The organism is Streptomyces sp. NBC_00009, assembly GCF_045040855.1.
GTDB classification, from domain to species: Bacteria; Actinomycetota; Actinomycetes; order Streptomycetales; family Streptomycetaceae; genus Streptomyces; species Streptomyces aureus.
Window position 1 is genome coordinate 5,360,059 of sequence record NZ_CP108312.1, and the last position, 20,967, is coordinate 5,381,025.

20 protein-coding genes are annotated in these 20,967 nt (G+C 71.6%); 13 read left to right on the plus strand and 7 right to left on the minus strand.

Features of this window, described 5'->3' with window-relative positions; genetic code table 11:
• The first annotated feature begins 48 nt into the window (after window positions 1-48).
• The 6 genes from OHA58_RS24130 (at window position 49) to OHA58_RS24155 (ending at window position 4,839) form a co-directional block, all read left to right on the plus strand.
• A complete protein-coding gene (locus OHA58_RS24130) occupies window positions 49-1,140 on the plus strand; it encodes a carbohydrate kinase family protein (RefSeq protein WP_405481315.1) in 1,092 nt (363 codons plus the stop codon).
• A gap of 132 nt (window positions 1,141-1,272) precedes the next feature.
• Window positions 1,273-2,310: a PhoH family protein gene (locus OHA58_RS24135; protein ID WP_405481317.1), complete on the plus strand. Its 1,038-nt coding sequence runs from the start codon at window positions 1,273-1,275 to the stop codon at window positions 2,308-2,310.
• 10 nt (window positions 2,311-2,320) lie between these two features.
• Complete coding sequence (gene ybeY / locus OHA58_RS24140; RefSeq protein ID WP_100594262.1) at window positions 2,321-2,818, plus strand: rRNA maturation RNase YbeY; 498 nt, start codon at window positions 2,321-2,323, stop codon at window positions 2,816-2,818.
• Complete coding sequence (locus OHA58_RS24145; protein ID WP_405481319.1) at window positions 2,815-4,098, plus strand: hemolysin family protein; 1,284 nt, start codon at window positions 2,815-2,817, stop codon at window positions 4,096-4,098. The genes ybeY and OHA58_RS24145 overlap by 4 nt, the downstream gene beginning before the upstream one ends.
• 4 nt (window positions 4,099-4,102) lie before the next feature.
• On the plus strand, window positions 4,103-4,456 hold the full coding sequence (locus tag OHA58_RS24150; protein WP_405481320.1) for an MmcQ/YjbR family DNA-binding protein: 354 nt from the start codon (window positions 4,103-4,105) through the stop codon (window positions 4,454-4,456).
• 32 nt (window positions 4,457-4,488) lie between these two features.
• Entirely contained in the window at window positions 4,489-4,839 is a 351-nt protein-coding gene (locus OHA58_RS24155; protein ID WP_405481322.1) for a cytidine deaminase, read from the plus strand.
• A 76-nt stretch (window positions 4,840-4,915) separates the two neighbouring features.
• Here the strand turns inward: OHA58_RS24155 and OHA58_RS24160 are convergent, their stop codons facing one another.
• Both OHA58_RS24160 and OHA58_RS24165 read right to left on the minus strand, forming a co-directional pair.
• Window positions 4,916-5,254, minus strand: coding sequence for a P-II family nitrogen regulator (locus tag OHA58_RS24160; protein ID WP_405481324.1), 339 nt, complete (start codon window positions 5,252-5,254; stop codon window positions 4,916-4,918).
• Window positions 5,251-6,558 carry an ammonium transporter gene (locus tag OHA58_RS24165; RefSeq protein WP_405485134.1) on the minus strand — a complete coding sequence of 436 codons (1,308 nt, stop codon included), beginning with the start codon at window positions 6,556-6,558 and terminating at the stop codon, window positions 5,251-5,253. The genes OHA58_RS24160 and OHA58_RS24165 overlap by 4 nt, the downstream gene beginning before the upstream one ends.
• 181 nt (window positions 6,559-6,739) lie before the next feature.
• Here OHA58_RS24165 and era point away from each other — a divergent pair, with 181 nt between their 5' ends.
• Window positions 6,740-7,702, plus strand: a complete 963-nt coding sequence (era, locus tag OHA58_RS24170; RefSeq protein ID WP_199841793.1) for a GTPase Era — start codon at window positions 6,740-6,742, stop codon at window positions 7,700-7,702.
• A gap of 136 nt (window positions 7,703-7,838) precedes the next feature.
• On the opposite strand, the gene OHA58_RS24175 is transcribed toward era, so the two are convergent.
• Window positions 7,839-8,669 carry a helix-turn-helix transcriptional regulator gene (locus OHA58_RS24175; RefSeq protein WP_405481325.1) on the minus strand — a complete coding sequence of 277 codons (831 nt, stop codon included), beginning with the start codon at window positions 8,667-8,669 and terminating at the stop codon, window positions 7,839-7,841.
• 128 nt (window positions 8,670-8,797) lie between these two features.
• On the opposite strand from OHA58_RS24175, the gene OHA58_RS24180 reads away from it, so the two are divergent.
• The gene (locus OHA58_RS24180; RefSeq protein WP_405485136.1) at window positions 8,798-9,652 is read left to right on the plus strand and encodes an NAD-dependent epimerase/dehydratase family protein; all 855 of its coding nucleotides are present in this window, start codon (window positions 8,798-8,800) and stop codon (window positions 9,650-9,652) included.
• A gap of 23 nt (window positions 9,653-9,675) precedes the next feature.
• On the opposite strand, the gene OHA58_RS24185 is transcribed toward OHA58_RS24180, so the two are convergent.
• The 4 genes from OHA58_RS24185 to OHA58_RS24200 all read right to left on the minus strand — a co-directional run bounded on the left by OHA58_RS24185 (window position 9,676) and on the right by OHA58_RS24200 (window position 13,733).
• Window positions 9,676-10,923 (minus strand): MFS transporter, encoded by a 1,248-nt coding sequence (locus OHA58_RS24185; protein ID WP_405481326.1) that lies wholly within the window; start codon window positions 10,921-10,923, stop codon window positions 9,676-9,678.
• Window positions 10,920-12,260 carry a GH1 family beta-glucosidase gene (locus tag OHA58_RS24190; protein WP_116513055.1) on the minus strand — a complete coding sequence of 447 codons (1,341 nt, stop codon included), beginning with the start codon at window positions 12,258-12,260 and terminating at the stop codon, window positions 10,920-10,922. The genes OHA58_RS24185 and OHA58_RS24190 overlap by 4 nt, the downstream gene beginning before the upstream one ends.
• 65 nt (window positions 12,261-12,325) lie before the next feature.
• Window positions 12,326-12,592, minus strand: a complete 267-nt coding sequence (locus OHA58_RS24195) for a protealysin inhibitor emfourin (RefSeq protein ID WP_405481327.1) — start codon at window positions 12,590-12,592, stop codon at window positions 12,326-12,328.
• A 67-nt stretch (window positions 12,593-12,659) separates the two neighbouring features.
• The gene (locus OHA58_RS24200) at window positions 12,660-13,733 is read right to left on the minus strand and encodes a M4 family metallopeptidase (protein WP_405481329.1); all 1,074 of its coding nucleotides are present in this window, start codon (window positions 13,731-13,733) and stop codon (window positions 12,660-12,662) included.
• Window positions 13,734-14,025: 292 nt separating this feature from the next.
• Between OHA58_RS24200 and leuA the strand changes: the two genes are divergently transcribed.
• The 5 genes from leuA to OHA58_RS24225 all read left to right on the plus strand — a co-directional run bounded on the left by leuA (window position 14,026) and on the right by OHA58_RS24225 (window position 20,891).
• Window positions 14,026-15,744, plus strand: coding sequence for a 2-isopropylmalate synthase (gene leuA, locus OHA58_RS24205; RefSeq protein WP_405481331.1), 1,719 nt, complete (start codon window positions 14,026-14,028; stop codon window positions 15,742-15,744).
• A 226-nt stretch (window positions 15,745-15,970) separates the two neighbouring features.
• Window positions 15,971-16,642 (plus strand): TerB family tellurite resistance protein, encoded by a 672-nt coding sequence (locus tag OHA58_RS24210; RefSeq protein WP_405481332.1) that lies wholly within the window; start codon window positions 15,971-15,973, stop codon window positions 16,640-16,642.
• Window positions 16,643-16,819: 177 nt separating this feature from the next.
• Window positions 16,820-18,910 (plus strand): MMPL family transporter, encoded by a 2,091-nt coding sequence (locus tag OHA58_RS24215; RefSeq protein WP_405481333.1) that lies wholly within the window; start codon window positions 16,820-16,822, stop codon window positions 18,908-18,910.
• Window positions 18,911-18,987: 77 nt separating this feature from the next.
• Window positions 18,988-20,214, plus strand: coding sequence for a sensor histidine kinase (locus OHA58_RS24220; RefSeq protein WP_405481335.1), 1,227 nt, complete (start codon window positions 18,988-18,990; stop codon window positions 20,212-20,214).
• Window positions 20,211-20,891: a response regulator transcription factor gene (locus tag OHA58_RS24225; RefSeq protein ID WP_326713087.1), complete on the plus strand. Its 681-nt coding sequence runs from the start codon at window positions 20,211-20,213 to the stop codon at window positions 20,889-20,891. The genes OHA58_RS24220 and OHA58_RS24225 overlap by 4 nt, the downstream gene beginning before the upstream one ends.
• The last annotated feature ends 76 nt before the right edge of the window (window positions 20,892-20,967 follow it).

Sequence of the window (20,967 nt, forward strand, 5' to 3'; positions counted from 1 at the left end):
GAGTATCAGGCACACTGTGCGGACCCTCACCACACTGGGGAGCCCACCGTGAACTCCAACGACCCGGCGCATGTGGATCCGCTCGCTCGGCTGCGCACCCCCGCCGATCCGCCGTGCGACGTCTATCTGACGGGGACCGTCTTCCTCGACATCATCTTCACGGGGCTGGACAGCGCCCCCGTGCGGGGGACCGAGTCCTGGGCGCGCGGCATGGGGTCCAGCCCCGGCGGTGTCGCCAACATGGCCACCGCCCTCGCGCGGCTCGGGCTGCGGACGTCGCTGGCCGCCGCCTTCGGGGACGACCACTACGGCGAGTACTGCTGGGACAGTCTGGAGCAGGGTGAGGGCATCGACCTGACGTCGTCGCGGACCGTCGCCGGCTGGCACTCGCCCGTCACCGTCTCCATGGCGTACGAGGGCGAGCGGACCATGGTCAGCCATGGTCACGAGCCGCCGCCGGAGGAGCCCGCCCCCGAGTGTCCTCCGCAGGCACGCGCCGCCGTCGCGTCGCTGGCCCCCGGGACGAGCGAGCCCTGGATCGCCACGGCCGCGGGCCGCGGGACGCGGATCTTCGGTGACGTGGGCTGGGACGACACGGGCCGCTGGGACCTGAGTTCCCTCGACGACCTGTCGCGCTGCGAGGCATTCCTGCCGAACGCCGAGGAAGCCATGCGCTACACCCGTACGTCCTGCCCCCGGGCCGCCGCGCACGCCCTGGCCGAATACGTGCCGCTGGCCGTGGTCACCCTGGGTGCCGAGGGCGCCTACGCCGTGGACGCCCGGAGCGGGGAGACCGCCTCCGTGCCCGCCATCGAGGTCGCCGCCCTGGACCCCACCGGCGCAGGGGACGTGTTCGTCGCCGGGTTCGTGACCGGGACGCTCGCGGGGTGGCCGCTGGCCGACCGGCTCGCCTTCGCCGGGCTCACCGCCGCCTTGTCCGTGCAGGAGTTCGGCGGATCGCTGTCCGCGCCCGGCTGGTCGGAAGTAGCTGCCTGGTGGCGGCACGTGCAGGCCTACGACGACCAGGAGCCCGCGGCCCTGCGCCGGTACGCCTTCCTGGAGGCGCTGCTGCCCGAGGCGAGCCGGCCGTGGCCCCTGCGGCGGGCGGTGCCGACGATCGGCTTCGGGCGGGGCGTCTAGCGAGAGGCCCCAGGCCCGCGGAAAAGGCCTACGGCGTTGTCGGTGCACCGTCGTACCCTGGGCAGTGCAAGGCTGTCGACGCGGGCGCGAGCCCCCGCACGAGGAGGATGAGCAGGCCTTCAGTGCCGGCCCATGACTCAGACACCCACCGCTCAGGCGCGAGCGCATTTCACGGTCCCGGCGAACCATCCCATGGTGACCGTCCTCGGATCCGGTGACGCGCTCCTTCGCGTGATCGAGAAGGCCTTCCCGGCGGCCGACATTCATGTCCGGGGCAATGAGATCAGCGCTGTGGGCGACGCGACGGAAGTCGCCCTCATTCAGCGCGTGTTCGACGAGATGATGCTGGTGCTCCGCACCGGACAGCCGATGACGGAGGACGCAGTGGAACGCTCGATCGCCATGCTCAAGGCGAGCGAGAACGGGGAGGGGGACGGCCAGGAGACCCCGGCCGAGGTTCTCACTCAGAACATTCTCTCGTCGCGGGGCCGGACCATCCGTCCGAAGACCCTCAACCAGAAGCGCTACGTCGACGCCATCGACAAGCACACCGTCGTCTTCGGGATCGGCCCCGCCGGTACGGGCAAGACCTATCTCGCGATGGCCAAGGCCGTGCAGGCCCTGCAGTCCAAGCAGGTCAACCGCATCATCCTGACGCGGCCTGCCGTGGAGGCGGGGGAGCGGCTCGGATTCCTGCCGGGCACGCTCTACGAGAAGATCGACCCCTATCTGCGCCCCCTGTACGACGCGCTGCACGACATGCTCGACCCGGACTCCATCCCCCGCCTGATGGCCGCGGGCACCATCGAGGTGGCACCGCTGGCCTACATGCGAGGCCGCACGCTGAACGACGCCTTCATCATCCTGGACGAGGCGCAGAACACGAGCGCCGAGCAGATGAAGATGTTCCTCACGCGCCTCGGCTTCGACTCGAAGATCGTCGTCACCGGTGACGTGACACAGGTCGACCTGCCGAGCGGCACGAAGAGCGGTCTGCGGCAGGTCCAGGACATCCTGGAGGGCCTCGACGACGTCCACTTCTCGCGGCTCACGTCCCAGGATGTCGTCCGGCACAAGCTCGTCGGCCGTATCGTCGACGCGTACGAGAAGTACGACAGCCAGCACGGCACCGAGAACGGCTCGCACCAGGGCCGCGGCAGAGGGAAGTAGCAAGCACCGCATGTCGATCGACGTCAACAACGAGTCCGGAACCGAGGTCGACGAGCAGGCGATCCTCGACATCGCCCGCTACGCGCTCGCGCGGATGCGCATCCACCCGCTCTCCGAGCTCTCGGTGATCGTCGTGGACGCCGACGCCATGGAGCAGTTGCACGTGCAGTGGATGGACCTGCCGGGGCCCACCGATGTCATGTCGTTCCCGATGGACGAGCTGCGGCCGCCGTCGAAGGACGACGAGGAGCCCCCGCAGGGTCTGCTCGGCGACATCGTGCTGTGCCCGGAGGTGGCGAAGAAGCAGGGCGAGGACGCCGACACGCAGCACTCCATGGACGAGGAGCTCCAGTTGCTCACCGTTCACGGGGTGCTGCACCTGCTCGGTTACGACCACGAGGAGCCCGACGAGAAGGCCGAGATGTTCGGGCTCCAGGCGGCCATCGTGGACGGGTGGCGGGGTGACAAGGGCCTGACCGGTCCGTCGCCCGCGCCCACCGTGTCATGAGTCTTTCGCTCGTCGCGGGCGCCGTCGCCCTCGTCGTGGTCGCCTGGCTGGCGGCCTGCGCCGAGGCCGGCATTGCCCGCACCTCCAGCTTCCGCGCCGAGGAGGCCGTCCGGTCCGGGCGGCGCGGCAGCGACCGGCTCGCCCAGGTGGCCGCCGACCCGACCCGCTATCTGAACGTGGCCCTGCTGGTCAGGGTCGCCTGCGAGATGGCCGCCGCCTCGCTGGTCACGTACGCCTGTCTCCAGGAGTTCGACGCGACCTGGGAGGCGCTGGCCGTCGCCATCGGCGTGATGGTCCTCGTCTCGTACGTGGCCGTCGGCGTCTCGCCCCGCACCATCGGGCGCCAGCACCCGCTGAACACGGCCACGGCCGCCGCGTACGTGCTGCTGCCGCTGGCCCGGATCATGGGGCCCATTCCGCCGCTGCTCATCCTCATCGGCAACGCCCTGACCCCCGGAAAGGGGTTCCGGCGCGGGCCCTTCGCCTCCGAGGCGGAGCTGCGCGCCATGGTCGACCTCGCCGAGAAGGAGTCCCTCATCGAGGACGAGGAGCGCCGCATGGTGCACTCCGTCTTCGAGCTGGGGGACACCCTGGTCCGCGAAGTCATGGTCCCCCGCACCGACTTGGTCGCCATCGAGCGGTACAAGACGATCCGGCAGGCGCTCACGCTGGCGCTGCGGTCCGGGTTCTCCCGCATCCCGGTCACCGGCGAGAGCGAGGACGACGTCGTCGGCATCGTGTATCTCAAGGACCTGGCCCGCAAGACGCACATCAGCCGGGACGCCGAGAGCGAGCTCGTCTCGACCGCGATGCGGCCCGCCACGTTCGTGCCCGACACGAAGAACGCGGGCGACCTCCTGCGCGAGATGCAGCAGTTGCGCAACCACGTCGCCGTCGTGATCGACGAGTACGGCGGCACCGCGGGCATCGTCACCATCGAGGACATCCTCGAGGAGATCGTCGGCGAGATCACCGACGAGTACGACCGTGAACTCCCGCCCGTGCAGGACCTCGGCGACGAACGCTTCCGCGTGACGGCCCGCCTCGACATCGGCGACCTCGGCGAGCTGTACGGCATCGAGGAGTACGACGACGAGGACGTGGAGACCGTCGGCGGGCTCCTCGCCAAGGCGCTCGGCCGCGTGCCGATCGCGGAGGCCTCGTCCGTCGTCGAACTGCCCGACGGGCGAGCGCTGCGGCTCACCGCGGAGTCCGCCGCGGGCCGGCGCAACAAGATCGTGACCGTGCTCGTGGAGCCGGTGGGCGAAGAGGGGGAGTGACGTCGTGACGCCGCAGGAGCTGCGCGCCTTGTGTCTGTCGTTCAACGCGGCCGTCGAGGAGTTCCCGTTCAACCCCGACACGTCCGTCTTCAAGGTCCTGGGCAAGCTCTTCGCCCTGACGAACCTGGACGCGCGGCCCCTCACCGTCAACCTCAAGTGCGACCCCGAGGACGCGGTGCGCCTGCGCGCCGAGCACGACGCGGTCGTGCCCGGCTGGCACATGAACAAGCGGCACTGGAACACGGTGACCGTCGGCGAGCTCCCGGACAGGATGGTCCGCGAGCTCGTGGAGGACTCGTACGACCTCGTGGTGGCCGGCCTGCCGAGGGCCGAGCGCCTCAAGCTCGACCGGGCCTGACCGGGAGCCGGGCCGTTCCTTATGCTCACCTCATGACTGAGAGCAACGACCTCACCCCCGAGGACCGAAAGATCGTCACCCTGGCGCGTAGCGCCCGGGCCCGCAACGGTGTGCCCGAGGGGGCCGCCGTGCGCGACGAGACGGGGCGTACGTACGTGGCCGGGACCGTCGCCCTGGACTCGCTGAAGCTCTCCGCCCTGCGGACCGCGGTTGCCATGGCGGTGGCGTCGGGTGCGGAGTCCCTGGAGGCGGCGGCGGTCGTCTCGGGCGCGGACGCGGTGGCGGACGAGGACCTCGCGGCGGTACGCGACCTCGGCGGGGCCGGTACGCCGGTGCTGCTGGCGGGAGCCGATGGGGCGGTGCGGGTGACCGTGGGGGCATGACCAGCCCGTCCGGCGATTGAGGACGAGCCCGAAGGGCGATCGGGGGTCTGGGGGCTTGCCCCCAGGTGCGGCCGGGCTACACCGCGTCCGGCCCCCGCTCGCCCGTCCGTACGCGGACGACGGTCTCCACCGGGACCGCCCACACCTTGCCGTCGCCGATCTTCCCGGTCTGCGCCGCGCGCACGATCGCGTCGATGACCGGGTCGAGGTCCGCGTCCTCGACGACGACCTCGATCCGGATCTTGGGGACGAGGTCGATCCGGTACTCGGCCCCGCGGTAGACCTCGGTGTGGCCGCGCTGGCGCCCGTACCCGCTGGCCTCCGTGACGGTCAGACCCTGCACACCGAGCTCCTGGAGCGCGGTCTTCACCTCGTCCAGGCGGAACGGCTTGACGATCGCGGTCACGAGCTTCATGCGGAGGGCTCCTTCGGCGGGGCGGAGTGGGCGGTGTGCTGGGCGGTGTGTCCGGCATGGACGCCGTGATCGTAGGCGGTCTCCGCGTGCACCGTCTGGTCGAGGCCCGTCAGTTCCTCGTCGGCGGAGGCCCGGAAGCCCATCGCCCGGTCGATCGTCCTGCCGATCCCGTACGTCACCAGGAACGTGTACGCCGCGACAGTGAGCACGGCGACGGCCTGCCTGCCGAGCTGCCCGAACCCGCCCCCGTAGAACAGGCCCTCCTTGCCGCCGGTCATCGTGGCCGTCGCGAACAGGCCGATCAGCAGGGTGCCGACGACACCGCCGACGAAGTGCACACCGACGACGTCCAGCGAGTCGTCGTAGTCGAAGCGGAACTTCCACGCGACGGCGTACGAGCAGACGACGCCCGCCACCAGACCCACCACGCAGGCCCCCAGCACGCCGACCACGCCGCACGCCGGGGTGATCGCGACCAGGCCGGCGACCGCGCCGGACGCCGCGCCGAACGTCGTGGGGTGACCGTCGCGCTTGTGCTCCACGAAGAGCCAGCCGAGCAGGCCGGTGCAGCCCGCGATCAGCGTGTTGAGGACGGACGCGGCCGCCAGGCCGTTCGCGGCGAGCGCCGAGCCGCCGTTGAAGCCGAGCCAGCCGAACCAGAGCAGACCCGCGCCCGTCATCACCATCGGCAGGTTGTGCGGGCGCATCGATTCCTTCTTGAAGCCGAGACGCGGGCCCAGGATCAGGCACAGGGCCAGACCGGACGCGCCCGAGGCGATCTCCACGACGAGGCCGCCCGCGAAGTCGAGCCCGCCGAGCGACTGCGAGATCCAGCCGCCGGGACCCCACACCCAGTGCGCCACGGGAACGTATACGAGCAGCGTCCACACCGGTACGAACACCAGCCAGGCCGCGAACTTCGTGCGGTCCGCGACCGCGCCGCTGATCAGCGCGGCCGTCAGGAACGCGAAGGTGAGCTGGAAGGTGGAGAACAGGAACGTGGGGACCGTGCCGGTCAGGCTGTGCGGGCCGATGCCCGCCATGCCCGCGTGCTCCAGACCGCCGATGAGGCCCGCGAACACGTCGTCGCCGAACGCGAGCGAGTAGCCGGCGACCAGCCACACGACGGTGACCAGCGCGATCGACACGAACGACATCAGCAGCATGTTCAGGACGCTCTTCGTGCGGACCATGCCGCCGTAGAAGAGGGCCAGGCCCGGCGTCATCAGGAGGACGAGCGCGGTCGCGGCCAGCAGCCACGCGGTGTCGCCGGTGTCGAGGCTGCCGGCGGCGGCCAGCGGCACGTTCTCGGTCTGCACGGGAGTCTCCTCGGGCGTGGGGGCGGACGACGAGCCTCACCGTCGCGCGTTTCCGTTCGCTGACCCGCGCGTTTCCGCGGTGTTTCGTGTTGCGCGGGGGTTTCCGGAGCCTCACGACGGACCGCCTTGCCCCGCAGGTGCGGCAGGGCGCGGTGGATCAGGGACAATGGGCGCCATGAGCGTTCGTACCCAGTCATCCGAGCCGTCCGGGGAAGCGTCCCACCGGGCCGGCTTCGCCTGCTTCGTCGGCCGCCCCAACGCGGGCAAGTCCACCCTCACGAATGCTCTGGTCGGCAAGAAGGTCGCGATCACCGCGGACCAGCCGCAGACCACGCGGCACACGGTGCGCGGCATCGTGCACCGGCCCGACGCCCAGCTGATCCTGGTGGACACCCCGGGCCTGCACAAGCCGCGCACGCTGCTGGGCCAGCGGCTCAACGACGTCGTGCGCACGACGTGGGCCGAGGTCGACGTCATCGGCTTCTGCCTGCCCGCGAACGAGAAGCTCGGCCCCGGCGACCGCTTCATCGCCAAGGAGCTCGCCTCCATCAAGAAGACGCCGAAGGTCGCGATCGTCACCAAGACCGACCTGGTCGACAGCAAGCAGCTCGCCGAGCAGCTCATCGCCATCGACCAGCTCGGCAAGGAGCTCGGCTTCGAGTGGGCGGAGATCGTGCCCGTCTCGGCCGTCGGCGACAAGCAGGTCGGCCTGCTCGCCGACCTGCTCGTCCCGCTGCTGCCGGAGGGCCCCGCGCTCTATCCGGAGGGCGACCTCACGGACGAGCCCGAGCAGGTCATGGTGGCGGAGCTGATCCGCGAGGCCGCGCTGGAGGGCGTGCGCGACGAGCTGCCGCACTCCATCGCCGTCGTCGTCGAGGAGATGCTGCCGCGCGAGGACCGCCCGGCGGACAGGCCGCTCCTCGACATCCACGCCTTCGTCTACATCGAGCGCCCCAGCCAGAAGGGCATCATCATCGGCCCGAAGGGCAAGCGCCTCAAGGACGTAGGCATCAAGTCCCGCAAGCAGATCGAGGCACTCCTCGGCACCCCCGTCTTCTTGGATCTGCACGTGAAGGTCGCGAAGGACTGGCAGCGCGACCCGAGGCAGCTGCGCAAGCTGGGGTTCTAGGCGGGCGTTCTGTGCGGGCCCTTGTGGCTGGTGCCTCAGGGCTCCGCCCCGGACCCCGCTCCTCAAGCTCCCCCAGACTCCGTCCGGGGGGACCCCCAAGGGGCTGATTGTGCGCGAGCCGGGGCTGAATGCGCCCTTATAGCGTGGGACTCAGGTCCTGGAGGCCCACGACCCTCAGCAGCTCCAGGCGTTCGTACGCCTCCGTGCCCGGTCGTGCCGAGTGCACGACGAGCTGCTGGTCGTGGCCGTCGCTGAGCAGTACCTCGCAGTCGAGGTCGAGGGCGCCGACCACGGGGTGCAGGAAGCGCTTCGGTGAGGGGCGGCGCACCACGACGTCGTGCGACTGCCACAGTTCCTCGAACTCCCGTGACCCGGCGCGCAGTTCGGCCACGAGGGCGGCCGGCCCCGGGTCGTCGGGGCGGGCCGCGGCGACCTTCCGCAGGCTCGCCACGTGGGCGCGGGCGTGCGCCTCGTGGTTCTCGGGCGGGAACATGGGCCGCGTCGCCGGGTTCGTGAACCAGTCGCGGATCACGTTCCTGCCGGTGTGGTCGCCGGTCAGGGCCACCGACATCGTGTTCTGGGCGAGCATCTCGCCCCAGTCGCTGATCACCGACGCCGGCAGATCGTGCAGCCGGTCCAGAATCAGCAGCAGCCCCGGCCGCACATGCCCCGAGGAACGGCCGGGACGGGGCGGCTCCTCGCCCGCCAGATGGAACAGGTGGTCGCGCTCGGCGTCGTCGAGCCGCAGCGCACGGGCCAGCGCCGTCAGCATCTGCCGCGACGGATGGGAGCCGCGGCGCTGCTCCAGGCGCGTGTAGTAGTCCGTGGACATCCCGGCGAGCTGTGCCACCTCCTCGCGGCGCAGCCCCGGCGTGCGGCGCCGCGGGCCTGCAGTCAGGCCCACGTCGGAGGGCGCCAGGCGGGCGCGGGAGCGGCGCAGGAAGTCGGCGAGTTCGGCTCGGTTCACCTCTTCAGGATCGCTCGGAACCGGTCTCGTAACCAGGGAGCGCCAGTCCCCGGATAGCCGCGTCTCTCCCGCCGCGCCCGCCACGCGCGCAGGCTTCAGGCATGGCTACGAAACACGAGGAGGCGGCCATGCTGACACTGGTGACAGGTGCGACGGGCAAGGTCGGGCAGCGGTTCGTGCCGCGACTGCTGCAGAACACGGCGCCGGGCGACCAGGTGCGGGTGCTCGTACGGGACGCGGCACGCGGCGAGCGGTTCGCCGCACTGGGCGCGGACGTGGTGGTCGGCGACCTGCGGGACGCGGACGTGCTCGGCAAGGCGACGGCCGGGGCGGACGCCGTGGTGAACGTTGCCGCGGCCTTCCGCGGAGTGCCCGACGAGGAGGCGCGAGCGGTCAACAGGGACGCCGCCATCGAGCTGGCCCGGGCCTCTGTGGCCTCGGGCGTGCGGCGGTTCGTGCAGGTCAGCACGGGTCTGGTGTACGGCAGCGGGCGCGGCAGGCCGCTGGTCGAGGACGACGAGACGGTGCCGGGCGGCCACCTGTGGGGCGCCTACCCCGAGTCGAAGTGGGAGGCGGAGCGCGCGCTGCGGGCGATGGACGGTCTCGACGACCTCCGCATCGCCCGGCTGCCCTTCGTGTACGGAGACGGGGATTCGCACCTGGCCGACGTGACGCAGCTGGCGTCGAACTGGCCGGCCATGCAGCGCCTGCACATGGGCCACCACGCGGACGTCGCCCAGGGGCTGCAACGGCTGCTGTACGCGCCGGGCGCGCACGGCGTCTACAACATCGCCGACGACGCCCCGGTCACCTTGGTCGACGTGCTCCAGCTCAACGGCGTGCCGGTGCCGCCGGAGGCGTACGACAAGGTGGACCCGGACCCCTGGGCCGGCGTCATGTCGACGGCCCGCATCCGCCGCGAACTGGGCTTCCGCCCGTTCTTCCCGTCCGTGTGGACGGCCCTGGACGCCGGCGCGCTGTAGAGCCCACCGGTAGAGCCCACCGGTCAGGCCACTGACCGGATCCGCCGCACCAGGAGCGCCCCCGCGAGCCCGATCACGGCCGCGACCAGGTACAGGACGCGGTAGCCGCCGAGGTACGTCACGATCGGCGCGGCGAGCGCGGGCGCGGCGACCTGGGGCAGGGAGTTGGCGACGTTGATGACGCCCAGATCCTTGCCCCGGTCCACGGCCTTGGGCAGGACGTCCGTCATCAGCGCGAAGTCGACCGAGGTGAAGACGCCGAAGCCGACGCCGAGGACCGCCGCCGCGACGATCGCGCCGGGCCAGGTCTGCCAGCCGGACAGCGCGGCCGTCGCCAGGGCCATCAGGACGCCCGACCAGATCACGAAGGGCTTGCGGCGCCCCACCCGGTCGGAGGCGACCCCGGCCACGACGACGGTGCACAGCAGGGTCACGCCGTTGACCGCCGTCAGGATCAGCACGCCCTGGTCGGGGTCGCCGTAGTGGAGGCGGTCGCGCAGGTAGTAGAGGAGGTACAGGAGCACCAGCGCGTTGCTGAGGTTGATCAGGAAGCGGGTCAGCCAGGCCCACCCGAGGTCGGGGTAGCGGCGGGGGCTCAGCCAGAACCCGGCCAGGAAGGTCCGCCAGGCCCACGGCGGCCGGTCCGCCGGGGCGAGCCGCAGGTCCGGATGGCGCAGCACGTACGGCAGGACGCCCACCAGGGCGAACACCGCGCACGCCGTGTACCCGGCGCCGACCCCGCCCACGACCGTCGCGAGCCCCGTGCCGACGACCACGCCCAGGATCTGCGCGGCCCCCAGCCAGCCGCCCACCGCGCCGCGCTGGAGCCGCGGCACCCGGTCGGGCACGGCCGCCGTCACCGCCGCGAACGCCGCGTTCAGCGTCAGCTGCACCAGGCACCAGCCGGCCGCCATCGTCCACACCGACCCGGCCCCCGCCAGCAGGAGCAGCGCGCACGCGCCGCCGCCCGCGCCCGCCACGATCCACGGCGTACGCCGCCCGAACCGCGACACCGTACGGTCCGAGAGCGCGCCGAAGAAGGGGTTCGCGGCCAGCGACACCACGGCGCCCACCCCGGTCACCCACGCGAGCAGCGTCTCCTTGGACATGCCGGTGCCGGGCGCGAAGTCCTCGGCCTGGAGGGCGAGCAGGATCTGCAGGGGCCCGTACCAGCCGACCCAGATCGCCCCGTTGGCCAGCGACAGCGCGGCCGTCCAGCCGCGCCCGACCCGCTCGACGGGCTCGTCGAGCGCCGCGACGGCGGCCGTCATGCGCGCTGCGCCCGCAGCACGTCCCGCAGCCAGTGGTACGACGCCTTCGGCGTGCGCTCCAGGGTCGTGTAGTCGACGTGGACGAGACCGAAGCGGCGCGCGTAGCCCTCCGCCCACTCGAAGTTGTCCATCAGCGACCACACGAAGTAGCCGCGCACGTCGACCCCTGCCTCCAGAGCGCGGTGCAGGGCCCGCAGATGGCCGTCCAGGTACGCGATCCGCTCCTGGTCGTCCACACCCTCGTAACTGCAGCCGTTCTCGGTGATGACCAGGGGCGGGAGGCGGTCGCCGTAGCGGTCGCGGAAGGCGAGGAGGAGCTCGGTGAGCGCTTCGGGGACCACCGGCCAGCCGAAGTCCGTGACCGGGTATCCCTCGATCTCCCTCGGGGAGAAGGGGAGTTCGGGCGGCAGGGTGAGGCCGGAGAACTCCGTCGCCTCGCCGGAGGTGAGCGGCGCGCCCACCTTGGTCGGCTGGTAGAAGTTGATCCCGTACCAGTCGACGGGCTCCGCGATCACCTTCAGGTCGGCGTCCACATCGCCCGGCATCAGGTCGCCGATGCCCTCCGGGTAGGCGCCGAGGAGCAGCGGGTCGGCGAAGAGCCGGTTGAGGAGCACGTCGTAGAAGTCCGCGGCCTCGCGGTCGGCGGGGTCGTCGGAGGCGGGCCAGGTCGGGCCGTGCGAGTTCGCGATCCCGATGTCCGTGGCGCCTGCCGCGCGCAGCGCCCGTACGGCGAGGCCGTGGGCGAGGAGCTGGTGGTGGGCCACCGGCAGCGCGTCGAACAGGAGCTGCCTGCCGGGCGCGTGCTGGCCGAGCGCGTGGCCGAGGAGAGTGTGCTCGGCGGGCTCGTTGAGGGTGATCCACTTCTGTACGCGGTCGCCGATACGGTCCGCGACCTCGGCCGCGTAGTCCGCGAAGAGCGACGCCGTGTCCCGCTTCAGCCAGCCGCCCGCCTCCTCCACGGACAGCGGGGTGTCCCAGTGGAAGAGCGTCGGCACGGGCTGTACGCCCGCCGCGCACAGTGCGTCGACGAGCCGGTCGTAGAAGTCGAGGCCGCCCGGCGACATGACCCGCGGCCAGGAGACGGAGAAGCGGTACGCCCCGACCCCGAGGCCGGCGATCAGCGCCACGTCCTCGCCGTAGCGGTGGTAGTGGTCGCAGGCGACGGCGGCCGTCGAGCCGTCCTTCACCCGCCCCGGCTGTGCCGTGAACGCGTCCCACACCGAGGGGAGGCGCGCGTCGGTGGCGCCCTCGATCTGGTGGGCCGACGTGGACACGCCCCACAGGAAGTCGTGCGGGAACTGAGGTACCGGTTCGCTCGCTGCCATGCGCGCGATCATGCGTACCGGCGGTAACGGAAGTCAACGCCCTTGCAGGAAAAGGTCGTTACTCCCCCGAAAGGCGGCTACGCCCCTTCCTTCAGGACCCGCGAGATCAGCCCCCGCTGCTCGTCCGTGAGCCGCGGGTCCGCGCAGTACACGGTCTTCCCGTCCACCGTGATCGTGTAGCTGAACCCGTCCGGCACCCCCACCGGCGGCGTGCCCCGGCCCGCGGCCAGCGCCTGCTCGGCCAGGGCGTGCCACTCGTGGGCGTCGGCACGGCCCGCGGTGTCCACCTCGGCCCGCCGCTCGATCCCGGCGAACCCTCCCGTACGGATGACCTGAATACGCATGAGACCTGTCTACTCCAGCGGCCGCCCGCTGCCCAGTCGGGCGGCCGCCGAGCCCTGTGAGCCGGCCCTACTCCGTCGGCACGCCGACCTGCGACCAGGCCTTCTGGACGGATTCCAGCTCCTCGCCGTCCTTGAAGCGGGTGCGCGCCGCCTTCACCGTCAGCTTCGCGAAGTCCGCGAAGGACGCGTCCTGCGCCAGCTCGCCGCCGGTCAGGACGTCGTACCAGATCTGCCCGGCCCGCTCCCACGCGTTGCCGCCGAGCGCCACGGCCAGCAGGTAGAAGGCGTGGTTCGGGATGCCGGAGTTGATGTGCACGCCGCCGTTGTCGCTGCTCGTCCGCACGAAGTGGTCCATGTCGGCGGGCTGCGGGTCCTTGCCGAGCACGTCGTCGTCGTACGCCGTGCCGGGCGCCTTCATGGAGCGCAGCGCCTTGCCCGTGACGCGCGGCGCGAGGAGGCCCGCGCCGATCAGCCAGTCGGCGTCGGCGGCGCTCTGGCCGAGCGAGTACTGCTTGATCAGGGAGCCGAAGACGTCCGAGACCGACTCGTTCAGGGCGCCCGGCTGCCCGAAGTAGGTGAGGTTCGCCGTGTACTGGGTGACGCCGTGCGTCAGCTCGTGGCCGATCACGTCGACCGCGATGGTGAAGTCGAGGAAGATCTCGCCGTCCCCGTCGCCGAACACCATCTGCTCGCCGTTCCAGAACGCGTTGTTGTACTCGTTGTCGAAGTGCACGGACGCGGTCAGCGGCAGACCGCTGCCGTCGATGGAGTCGCGGGCGAACTTCTCCAGGTACAGCTCGAAGGTCGCGCCGAGGCCCGCGTACGCGCGGTTGACGGTCGCGTCCTTGCCGGGCTCGTCGCCCTCGCCGCGGACCTTCGTGCCCGGCAGCTCGGTGCGGTGGCCCGCGTCGAAGACCGTGCGGTGCGGCTTGTGCTCGACGGCGTCCGCGGGCGCGGCCACCGAGGGCGCGCCGATCACGGTGGTCAGGCGGCGGCGCGTGCGCTCCAGGGCGTCGCGTTCCAGAGTGCGGCGGGCCGGTGCCGAGAGCGCTGGGTCGCCGGACCGGGCGGCCTTGTCGAGGATGTGGGGCGGCACGATGGTGCAGAAGACGGGCTCGAAGCCCGTACGGTTCGCAGTCATGGCGGCAATGTGGCACTGCGTGACCTCACTGTCACTACCCGCAGCCAGGATTAACGAAATAGAGGTATTGATCACCTCTTGCCCGTTACCTGACGCCGATCCCGCATACTGATACACACCCGCGTCCCTCCCACAGCTGGGCTAGGCTGCGACGCATCATGCGTTACGGGCTGCTTCTCCTTAGCTGCCGCGGCGAGGGCCTGTAGTCGAGGCCGACCCCCTCCCCGCGGAGTTCGGTGTTGCGCTTAGACCGTCGGCCGTCCTTCCGGACACACCCGAGGAGCCCCCGCACATGCCGAACTTCCAGCGCCCCACTTCCATGCCGGTCCACAAGTACGGACAGTACGAGCAGGTCGACATCCCCGACCGCACATGGCCCGGCAAGCGCGTCACCGCCGCCCCCCGCTGGCTCTCCACCGACCTGCGCGACGGCAACCAGGCGCTGATCGACCCGATGTCCCCGGCACGCAAGCGCGAGATGTTCGACCTCCTGGTCCGCATGGGCTACAAGGAGATCGAGGTCGGCTTCCCCGCCTCCGGCGAGACCGACTTCGCGTTCGTACGGTCGATCATCGAAGAAGGCGCGATCCCGGACGACGTGACGATCTCCGTGCTGACGCAGGCGCGCGAGGAGCTCATCGAGCGCACGGTCCAGTCCCTGAAGGGCGCCAAGCGCGCGACGGTGCACCTGTACAACGCGACGGCGCCGACCTTCCGCGAGATCGTCTTCCGCGGCTCCAAGGAGCAGATCAAGCAGATCGCCATCGACGGCACGCAGCACGTCATGGACTACGCGGAGAAGATCCTCGGCCCCGAGACGACCTTCGGCTACCAGTACAGCCCCGAGATCTTCACCGACACCGAGCTGGACTTCGCGCTGGAGGTCTGCGAGGCGGTCATGGAGGTCTACAAGCCGGGTCCCGGTCGCGAGATCATCCTCAACCTGCCCGCCACGGTGGAGCGTTCGACGCCGTCCACGCACGCGGACCGCTTCGAGTGGATGCACCGCAACCTGTCGAACCGCGAGTACGTCTGCCTGTCCGTGCACCCGCACAACGACCGCGGCACGGCCGTCGCCGCCGCCGAGCTGGCCCTGATGGCCGGCGCCGACCGCATCGAGGGCTGCCTGTTCGGCCAGGGTGAGCGCACCGGCAACGTCGACCTGGTCACGCTGGGCATGAACCTGTTCTCGCAGGGTGTCGACCCGCAGATCGACTTCTCCGACATCGACGAGATCCGCCGCACCGCCGAGTACTGCAACCAGATGGAGGTCCACCCGCGCCACCCCTACGCGGGCGACCTGGTCTACACGTCCTTCTCCGGCTCCCACCAGGACGCCATCAAGAAGGGCTTCGAGGCGATGGACGCGCGGGCCGAGGCCGCCGGCAAGTCCGTCGACGACATCGAGTGGGCGGTCCCGTACCTGCCCATCGACCCGAAGGACGTCGGCCGCTCCTACGAGGCCGTCATCCGCGTCAACTCGCAGTCCGGCAAGGGCGGTATCGCGTACGTCCTGAAGAACGACCACAAGCTGGACCTGCCGCGCCGCATGCAGATCGAGTTCTCGAAGATCATCCAGGCGAAGACCGACGCCGAGGGCGGCGAGGTCACCCCGAGCGACATCTGGGCGATCTTCCAGGACGAGTACCTGCCCAACGCCGAGAACCCCTGGGGCCGCATCCAGGTCAGGACCGGCCAGACCACGACCGACACGGACGGCGTCGACACCCTGACCGTCTCGGCCGACGTCGACGGCGAGGCCACCGTCCTGACCGGTACGGGCAACGGCCCGATCTCGGCGTTCTTCGACGCCCTGCAGGCCGTCGGCATCGACGCCCGCCTGCTGGACTACCAGGAGCACACGATGAGCGAGGGCGCCTCCGCGCAGGCCGCCTCGTACATCGAGTGCGCGATCGGCGACAAGGTTCTGTGGGGCATCGGCATCGACGCGAATACGACACGCGCGTCGCTGAAGGCCGTGGTCTCCGCGGTCAACCGCTCCGCACGCTGACCCAGGTCACCGGCACCTTCACCGGCCCCGTCCGCCCTCGTGGCGGGCGGGGCCGCGTCGTATACCGGCCACGGTCCCGTACAAGGTGATGACGCCGTATCAACAATGTGGCTAACATCACGCCCAACCAGGCGATGTGGCCTGGGGGTCGACGGAGGTGTGCGACGTGCTGCCGATTTGGGGACGAACCGACCGTAACGGGCTTGCTGGTCAAGCATCGCTTCCAGTGGCGCGTCCCCTGTCGCGTCTCATCGGCGTCCGCACCGCATGGACCACCGTCGGCGACGGGGAGTTCTTCTGTCCCGGCTGCGGCGGTGACCGCAACTACCGCCGCCGCACGGGCCGTCGCCGCTTCGTGCTCCTCGGCATCCCGCTCGTCCCGCGCGGCGCCACCGGCCCCGTCGTCGAATGCGCCGCCTGCGAGGACCGGTTCGCCGTCGACGTCCTCGACCACCCCACCACGCACCGCTTCTCCGCGATGCTCCGCGACGCCGTCCACACCGTCGTCCTCGCGGTCCTCTCCGCGGGCGGAGTCTCCTCCCGTACGGCCCTCGAGACCGCCGTCGCGACGCTGCGCGGCGCCGGATTCGACGACTGCACGGACGTCCAACTCGCCGCGCTCGTCGAGGCGTTGCTCACCGACGCGGGCCGCGTCCCCGAACACTGCGGGCCCGGCGCCGGACTCGCCATCGAACTCCACGAGGCCCTCGACCCGCTCGCCCCGCACCTCGCCCCCGCCGGACGCGAGTCGATCCTCCTCCAGGGCGCCAGAATCGCGCTCGCCGACGGGCCCTACACGCCCGCCGAACGCGACGTACTCAGCACCGCGGGCGCCGCCCTCACCATGTGCACCGACGAGGTGTCCCAGCTCCTGGAAGCGGCCCGCACCCCGTCGTGACGCCGTACGGCGGGCCCGTACTCCCCAGGGAGTAACGAGCCGCCGCACGCACCCCCGGCAGTACCCCGCACCTCGCCCTCACGCCCGACGAACCGAGGCCTCCCCGACGGGAGTCTGGAGACGTCCTGTCCGACCGGACGGCGACACCGGACACCGTGATGCGAGGGAGGCCCACCGATGGGGGGCGTACCGACAAAGAGGCGCCGGGCAGCCGTGCCCTGGACGCTGCTCGGCCTGTGGATCGTCGTGCTCGCGATCGCCGGGCCCTTCGCCGGCAAGCTGAGCGACGTCCAGCACGACCGGGCCGTCGACTATCTGCCGGCGAGCGCCGACTCCACGCAGGTGGCGAAGATCCAGGACGAACTGCCGGGCGGCGAGAGCACCGAACTCGTCCTCGTCTACCACCGCGACGGCGGACTCACCGCCGCCGACCGCACCACGGCAGCCGCCCAGGTCGCCCGCGTCGACCGGACCTTCGACCTCACCGCAGTCCCGAAGGGCGTACCGTCCCGCGACGGCGCCACCCTCATGTACCCGGTCGCCAGCACCACCCCGGGACACGACGAGAAGGCCCGCGACGCCTTCGTCAACGACGTGCGCGACATCGCCCACGACACCGGCGGCCTGAGCGTCGACACCGGCGGAGCAGGAGCGCTCGCCACCGACGCGAGCGAGGTCTACGGCTCGCTCGACGGCCCCCTGCTCTACACGACCGTCGCCGTCGTCGCGATCCTGCTCATCCTCATCTACCGCAGCCCCTTCCTGTGGCTCGTGCCGCTCGTCGTCGCGGGCATCGCCGACTTCCTGTCGATGGGCGTCGCCTACGGGCTCCACCAGGCGTTCGGCACCACCGTCAGCGGCCAGAGCTCCGGCGTGATGACGATCCTCGTCTTCGGCGCGGGCACCGACTACGCGCTGCTCCTCGTCTCCCGCTACCGCGAGGAACTGCGCCGCATCGAGCGGCCCTACGACGCGATGCGGGCCGCCCTGCGCGGCTGCGGGCCCGCCGTCCTCGCCTCGTCGGGGACCGTCGCCGTCGGCCTGTTCTGCCTGCTCGCCGCCGACCTCAACAGCAGCCGCGGCATGGGACCGCTCGGCGCCGTGGGCGTCCTGTGCGCGCTCGTCGCCATGCTGACGCTGCTGCCCGCCGTCCTCGTCCTGCTCGGAAGGCGCGTGTTCTGGCCGCTCGTCCCGGCGTACGGCTCCACGCCCAAGGCCCGCAGGTCCCTGTTCGCGGCGATGGGCAGCTCGGCCGGGCGCAGGCCGCTGACCGTCCTCGCCTCCGGCGCCCTGCTCCTCGGGGCGCTCGCGCTCGGCGTGTTCAGCCTGCCCGGCAGCCTCAAGCAGGAGGACACCTTCACCGACAAGCCGGACTCCGTCGTCGCGATGCAGACCCTCGCCGCCGCCTACCCCGAGCGCGGCACCCAGCCCATCAGCGTGATCACCCCGACGGGCCGCGCCGCCGAGACGCTCGCCACCGCGCGCGACGTGCCCGGGGTCGCCGCCGCCGAGCGCGTGCGCAGCGGTCACGGCTGGACGGAGATCTCCGTCACCGCCTCCGCCCCGCCCCAGTCCACGGGCGAGACCACCACCATCGAGACCCTGCGCGACCGGCTCGACGGCAAGGGCTCGTACGTCGGCGGACAGAGCGCCCAGCAGCTCGACCTGAAGGACACCAACTCCCGTGACCGCAAGGTCGTCGTGCCGATCGTCCTGGCCGCCGTCCTGCTGATCCTCGTCGTGCTGCTGCGCAGCCTCGTGGCGCCGCTGATCCTGCTCGGTGCGGTCGTCGCCGTGTGGGGCGCCTCGCTCGGCATCGCCGGACTCGTCTTCGGGCCGCTGTTCGGCTTCCAGGGCACCGACCCCGGACTCGGCCTGCTGACCTTCGTGTTCCTCGTCGCCCTCGGCGTCGACTACGGCATCTTCCTGATGCACCGCATGCGCGAGGAGTCCCTCGCGGGCGCCGAACCCGGAGCCGCCGCGCTGACCGCGCTGCGCACCACGGGAGGGGTGATCGCCTCGGCGGGACTCGTCCTCGCCGCGACCTTCTCGGTCCTCACCAACATGCCGCTGGTGTCGCTCGTCGAGATGGGCTTCGTCATCGCGGTCGGCGTGCTCCTGGACACGTTCCTCGTCCGTACGTACCTGGTGACGTCGGCGAGCATGGCCCTCGGCCGTACGGTGTGGTGGCCCGGGCCGCTGTCCAGGAAGCCGCAGCCCCAGCCACCGGCGGAGGAACCGGAGCGCACCCTCGCGCCCACACCCTGACCGCCCCCGCGGACCATACGGCGCCCCTCTCTCCCCGGAGGGGCGTCCTCCGCGCCCTCCTGACGGAAGATGAACCGGTGGACGTCAAACACATCCTGGTCCCGGGCCTCGGCCGGCGCGACGTCAGCGCCGCCCGGACCCTGCGTGAGGACACACTCCTGGCCGCCGCCGCGGCGGTCGCCGCCGTCGTGATCGCCCTGACGACGAGCGGCAACGGCCGTCACCCCGACGCGCTCGGCTGGGCGATGCTCATGGCCGCGCACGTCCCGTCGGCGTTCAGGCGGCGGGCGCCGGTGCGGGCGTTCCTCGGCCTCGTCGTCTGCGTAGCGCCGTACCACGCGCTCGACTACAACCACACGGCGCCGATGGTCGTCTCCATGACCGCCCTCTACACGATCGCCGCGACAGGACGCCCCCTGCGCACCCTGTTCCTCGGCGCCGGCGTCCTCGGCATCATGCTCGGCGTCAAGTTCGGCGAGGGCATGACCGAGGGCAAGGAGGCGCTGCGGATCTCCGGCTGGATCGTCGCGTTCCTGCTGGTCGGCGTCATCGTCCGCGTCCACCGCCAGTACGTCGCCTCGGTCGTGGAGCGCGCCGAGCGGGCCGAACGCACCCGCGAGGAGGAGGCGCGGCGCCGGGTCGCGGAGGAGCGGCTGCGCGTCGCCCGCGACCTGCACGACCTGCTCGCCCACAGCATCACCCTCGTCGGCGTCCAGACATCGGTGGCCGCCCACGTCCTGCACGCCGACCCGGACCGCTTGGACCGCGCCGCCGTCGCCAAGGCGCTCGACGACATCGCCGAGACCTGCCGCACCGCCCGCGGCGAACTGCGCGCCACCCTCGAAGTGCTGCGCGCCGGCCCCGACGACAGCCGCGGCCCGCTCCCCGGGCTCGACGGGCTGCCCGACCTCGCCGAGGCCGCCCGCACCGCCGGAGCCACCGTCGACCTGTCCGTCGAGAACGTGGAGGCGCCGCCCGCCGTGGGCGCCGCGGCCTACCGCATCGTCCAGGAAGCACTCACGAACGCCGTCCGGCACGGCGGCCCCGGACTCACCGTCCGCGTCGGCATCCGCAGCCGGGGCGACGCCCTCCACCTGCGCGTCGCCGACGACGGCACACCACTGCCCTCGTCCCCATCCTCGTCCTCGTCCTCGTCCTCGCCCGAGCCCGACCGGCCCGCGGGCTTCGGCCTGCTCGGCATGCGCGAGCGGGCCCGCAGCGTGGGCGGCACGCTCGACGCCGGGCCGCGCGCCCAGGGCGGATTCGAAGTCGCGGCGGTCCTGCCGACCGGGGTGGCACAGTGACCGGGGCCCAGCCCGTGCGCGTACTCCTCGCCGACGACCAGACCCTCGTACGGGCCGCGTTCGCGATGCTCGTCGAGTCCGCGCCCGACATGGAGGTCGTCGGCCAGGCCGGTACCGGCCGCGAGGCCGTGGAACAGGCCCGCACGCGCCGTGCCGACCTGATCGTCATGGACATCCGCATGCCCGACCTCGACGGCATCGAGGCGACCCGCCTGCTCGCCGCCGACGAGGACCTCGCGGGCGTCAAGGTCCTGATGCTGACGACGTACGACACCGACGAACACGTCGTCGAGGCGCTGCGGGCGGGCGCGTCCGGGTTCCTCGTCAAGGACACCAAGCCGGCCGAACTCCTCGACGCCATCCGCACCGTGGCCGCCGGCGAGTCCCTGCTGTCGCCCGGCCCCACGGCCCGCCTGATCGCCCGCGTCCTGCGCGCCCCGGCCGAACCCGGGCCCGTCCCGCCCGGCCTCGCCGCGCTCACCGACCGCGAGCGCCAGGTCCTGACCCTCGTGGCGCGCGGCCTCACCAACACGGAGGCCGCCGAGGTCCTAGGCCTCAGCCCCCTCACGGCGAAGACGCACGTGAGCCGCATCATGGGCAAGCTGGGCGCGCGCGACAGGGCCCAACTGGTGATCGTGGCGTACGAGTCGGGCCTGATCGAACCGGGGGGCGCCTGACTTTCACAGCAGACCGGCCGCCCCAATTCAGCCCCTGGGGGTCCCCCCGGACGGAGTCTGGGGGAGTTTGAGGAGC